This window comes from New Jersey aster yellows phytoplasma, from assembly GCF_002554195.1.
In the GTDB taxonomy this organism is placed as follows: Bacteria; Bacillota_I; Bacilli_A; order Acholeplasmatales; family Acholeplasmataceae; genus Phytoplasma.
The window spans coordinates 1-4,983 of record NZ_MAPF01000065.1 but is presented as its reverse complement, the minus strand read 5'-3'; the positions used below and the strand labels follow the sequence as shown (position 1 = coordinate 4,983).

The 4,983-nt window shown below is 23.5% G+C and carries 4 protein-coding genes; all 4 read left to right on the top strand.

From position 1 onward, the window contains the following. The first annotated feature begins 1,000 nt into the window (after positions 1–1,000). The 4 genes from BBA70_RS03410 (at position 1,001) to BBA70_RS03395 (ending at position 4,366) form a co-directional block, all read left to right on the top strand. Complete coding sequence (locus BBA70_RS03410; RefSeq protein ID WP_252861661.1) at positions 1,001–1,267, top strand: hypothetical protein; 267 nt, start codon at positions 1,001–1,003, stop codon at positions 1,265–1,267. Positions 1,268–1,915: 648 nt separating this feature from the next. Then, positions 1,916–3,427: a transporter substrate-binding domain-containing protein gene (locus BBA70_RS03405; protein WP_252861660.1), complete on the top strand. Its 1,512-nt coding sequence runs from the start codon at positions 1,916–1,918 to the stop codon at positions 3,425–3,427. Between the two features lie 47 nt (positions 3,428–3,474). After that, on the top strand, positions 3,475–3,636 hold the full coding sequence (locus BBA70_RS03400; protein WP_252861659.1) for a hypothetical protein: 162 nt from the start codon (positions 3,475–3,477) through the stop codon (positions 3,634–3,636). Position 3,637: 1 nt separating this feature from the next. Continuing rightward, complete coding sequence (locus tag BBA70_RS03395) at positions 3,638–4,366, top strand: amino acid ABC transporter ATP-binding protein (protein ID WP_011412912.1); 729 nt, start codon at positions 3,638–3,640, stop codon at positions 4,364–4,366. Positions 4,367–4,983 lie beyond the last annotated feature (617 nt).

Below are 4,983 nucleotides of genomic sequence, written 5' to 3'. Positions count from 1 at the left end.
TAAGATTTTTATTTTAGTGTGGAGTTATACGAAGGCTGCAACTTTCCATTTTTGGTACATTTTTGTATTTAAAAATTACCTCTTTAAAACTTAAAAATTAAGAAGATAATTTCATTTCTTTTCAAACTAAATAAATATTTTTAAATATTTTATTTTTACACTATCTAGTTAAGTAAAAAAATAAAACCCCCCATATAAAATTAAATTAAAATTATTTTTTTACGAATGCTAAATATTAAAATAAATTAAAAAAACGGAACAAATCACAAATACTAAATAATAAAATTTTTTCAAATAGCTATTAGCACACCCCAAATCTAAACTCTCAAAAACTATAAAAAAACTCACCCAAATCAAATCCAAGAAAAAAAGCGGGATGAAAATTAAATAAGTAAATGGAATTTGCATCTATAAACCATAAACCTACTTTAATGACTCACAACAAATATATTTTTATAGTATTAATGTTTTTAGTTATTATCGAAAAAAATTATCACATATGCAAATATCTTAACCCAATAACTTATCAAACTAACTATTGAAAATTTAGAATCTATTTCAGAATTAACTGATGCTCAAATATGAGAACAAATAATAAATCCACAAAAAAATTCACCAGACAAAAGATGGAATTAAAAAATTCAAAACAACAAAAGAGAATTAAATGAAAAAAATAAAAGAAACGCAGCACAATAAAGAGAATTTGTTGAACTAAATGTAACTACAATATCACAAAATGCTCTAGAAAAAATAATGTCTTTGTGAAACTTGTTAAACAAGTAGGTTCTAAATTTGTAGATTTTTATGTTTATTTATCATTGGAGTTACAATTGCTGCTCAAGGTTTGTTAGTTTGGTTTTAAAGATATTTATGGTGGCTTATTAAGTTTCCTACAATGCATCAAACTTACATGCATCATTAATTTTCCATTGTATTAAATTCAGCTGCTAATATTGCTGTTTTTTTAATGCAAACTCTTAAATTTTTAGATAAAAGACAAGTGGAAGCGGCTCAATCTTTATTATTGAATAAAAAAACAATCTTTCTATTATGTTACTTTCCCTCAAGCATTAAAAAAACAGTTCATTTAGTAGTAGCACAATTTTTTACTAATATTAAAGCTTGTACTTTCTTCGGATTAATTGCATTAATTGATATTTCATTTGTTACAAATGATGCTGTGAATGTTACAGCAGATTTAGTTACTCCATTTGTAATACTTTCCGTTTTTTTACTTAGTTTTAATTTAATTTACTTAACATTTTAAGTAAATATTTAGAAAAAAATTAAATCCTGCTTTAAAAACTTTAGTTAGTACTTAATAAATTAATTTAAGAATTATAAGAAATAAATATTAATATAAAATAAATATTAATTCTTAATATAAAATATAAAAAAATTAATGCATAAATCACTAAATTTTAATTATTAAACCAATATTTATTTCTTGCCTTTTGGAATCTTTTATATTAAAGTAATTATACTTATATTAATTAAATGTTAATTTTAATTGTTTTATGCTATCATAAGTAATAAAGTATTATTTTAAAAAAAATATCTTAGTATTAAAAGTTTGATATTATTTTAGAGTAATTTGAAAAATATTTATAAATGATGCATATTACAATTTATGTATATTTATAATATACAAATAAAAGGTTAAAAAATGAAAATTAAAAAGATGCCTCCCAAATATATATTTAATATTCATAAGTATATTAAAATTATTGTATCTATTATAAAAATGATGTTTGTTTTTTGGTGGTATTTTAAATTAAATTTGTCAAATAGATAGTTTTTATAAACACCAAAATTGAAAGTGTAGGTAAAAATTATATATTATGATTCAAAGGAAAAAAAATACAAAATTGTTGAATATCTAAAATATACTAAATATATTTCATTATTTTTCTTTATGATTTTTTGGGGATGGCTTCATTTTAGTGTGGGGTTATTTCAAAGAGTTAATAATTCTAAGAAATATTTAAGAGTAGCTGTGGTAGCTGATGCAGCCCCTAATAGTTTGACTATTAAATCTGATAAAGATACAAGTAAAAATCATAGAACTATTCAAGGTGAATATATTTCTGGATTTGATATAGATTTAATTGATAAAATAGTAAAAGCATTACCTAAAGAAGAAAAGTATGAAGGTTGTAAATTTAGTCTTTTTGATTTTGATGGGATGTTTGCTGCTGTACAAAATGGTTCAGTGGATGTAGCTATTTCTTCTATTAGCATTACTAACAAAAGAAAAGAAAACTTTGATTTTTCTATTGCCTATACTTTAGATAATACAGGTTTTTTAGTAAGATCAGATGATGAACGTTTTAGAAATTTGCCATTAGAAGTAAATTATGAAGATATAAAAGGTAAATTACAAGATACAAAAGACAAAATTCAATTTTTAACTCTTACTGGTTCTGTGGCTGATAAAGTTATTGAAAATATTAGATCAGATTTAGGAAATTTATCACACATTACCAAATTAAATCCTATTGATGATGCTGTTATGTGTGTTAAAAGTGTTGAAGATCAATCTTCTGATATTTTTGTAACTGATAGTTATATTACTAAATATTATGCTTCGCAAAATGATAAATTAAAACATATATCAATTATATCTTATGATAATCGTTTTACTGTTTCTCCTATGGGTTTAGGAATTGCAGTTAAAAAAGGTAATACAAAATTAGTTACTCAAATTAATAATGCTTTTAAAGAAGTTTTAAAAGAAAAAGGACTTGTTTTAGAAGGTGACGGTTTAAATGTTGAAGGTATAATTGAATTAACCAAAAAATTAAAAAACGAACAATCAAAACCCACTGACAAACAAGGCCCCATTAATAAAATACAAAAATTAAAAGACAAAATATCTAAGTTTAAAGAAATAACTAATAAATGGTTAGAAAAATCTTTAAAAGAGTTAAGCCAACAACAAGGATTAAAGTGGTATCAAAAAGTATCTCTTGCTTTGTCTGAATATTCAACACCTTTAAAAACTACTTTATTACTTGCATTAGATGGAGTTATTGTAGGTTTTATCTTAGCTATTGTTTTAACGGGGATTAAAAGCATTAAACCTAATTATCAAACACAAAAACCCTTTATTTTAGGGTTAATACAAAGTTTTCTTTACTTACTTGATGCAATACTTTATATTTTTAAATCAATTCCAGTAGCAGCTCAAATTATTATAGTTCATTTTGGTTGGAGAGCTTATAATCCTGAATTAAATCCGATGTATTCAGGTGTTATAGTGTTATTATTAAATTCAGCAGTTAGTATTACGAGTATTTTATTACAAAATATTAAGTTTTTAGATAAAGGACAAGAAGAAGCTGCTCTAGCTTTAGGAATGACTCAAAGACAAACATTTTTTTTGTTATTCTTCCCCAAACACTTAAAAGATCACTTCCTTTTGTAGTACAACAATTTATTGTAAATATTAAAGATAGTGCTTGTTTTGGTGGTTTGGTTGGTCTGTTAGATGTAGCATGGAAAGCCAAAACTCAAATCGTTCAAACAGGAAGTATTGCTATTCCTTATGCTATTACTGCTTGTATTTATTTATTGTTAATTACGATTGCTAATTTATTTGTTAAATATTTAGAAAAACAAAAAAAAGGAGTTTAGAATGCAATATTTAATTGAAGTTAAAAATCTTTGTAAAAAGTTTGGCGATAAAGAGATTTTAAAAAATGTTAATTTAAAAATTAAAAAACAAGAAATAGTAACTATTATTGGTTTTTCAGGTTCAGGGAAATCTACTTTATTAAGGTGTTTTAATCTATTAGAAGAACCTAATTCTGGACAAATCTTAATTGATAATAAAAATATCTTAGATAAAGGAGTAAAATTATCTGATTTAAGAACTAAAGTAGGAATGGTGTTTCAAAGTTTTAATTTATTTGAAGGAAAGACAGTATTAGAAAATTGTTGTTTAGCTCCGATGAAAGTATTAAAATTATCTAAACAAGAAGCTCAAGAAAATGCTTTAGAACGGTTAAAAGAACTAGATTTAAAAGCTCTTGCTAATCAAAGAGTAGAAACACTTTCAGGGGGACAAAAACAACGCGTTGCTATTGCTAGAGTTTTATGTATGAAACCTGAAGTTATTCTTTTAGATGAACCAACTTCTGCTCTAGATCCTGAATCTACTTTGCAAGTATTACAAACTTTACAAAAATTATCAGAGAAAAAAATAAACCTTATTATTGTAACTCATGAAATGAAATTTGCTCAAAAAGTATCTGATACTATTTATTTCATGGAACAAGGTAAAATTCTTGAAAAAGGCACTCCGAAAGAAATTTTTGAAACTGATAAGTTTCCTAAATCTAAGGCTTTCTTTGAAGATTTTTGATTTTTTACAAATGTATCATTTTTTAATTAAAATAACCCAAACTTTAATTACAGTTTGGTTTTTCCTTGATTTTGGGTTGGATAAATTTTTGTAATTGTTTATAATTTAGGGTGATAGAATTATTTAATTTTTGAAATGTTTAGGAATGATTATTAACAAAATGTTATAAAAGTTAATTATATAAAAAGAGTTGTTTTATGAGCAAAAAACTTTATTTTTTTATGGGAATGTGTAAAAAAATATTTAGGGATAATAAAACCTTCAATTAATTCGCCATTTTTATCTTTTTTCAAATTTATTTTTTGTGATTATATGGATTATGATATTTTGGTTTTGCAAAATATTATTTATAAAAAAAGCAATCCAAAAAACATTAAGCAAATTCAAAAAATTCAATGAATGCAAAATAATTTCATAAAATAGATAATAAAACAGAATTACGGGATTCATTATTAAGATATTTGTGGTTTATATAAAAACAAAAGAAATTAACACCTAAACAAGAAACACATTTAGAAGAACTTTTATCATTTTAAAAAAATAACTTATATATTCAAAATATAATTTTAAAATAAACATTTAAATTTTAGTTTTCTTAAAGACAATAAATAAGTGTT

What these genes read in the sequence shown, in the direction of transcription:
- BBA70_RS03405 (WP_252861660.1), top strand. Translation starts at nt 1,916, where the DNA reads ATGATTTTTTGGGGATGGCTTCATTTTAGTGTGGGGTTATTTCAAAGA.
- BBA70_RS03395 (WP_011412912.1), top strand. Translation starts at nt 3,638, where the DNA reads ATGCAATATTTAATTGAAGTTAAAAATCTTTGTAAAAAGTTTGGCGAT.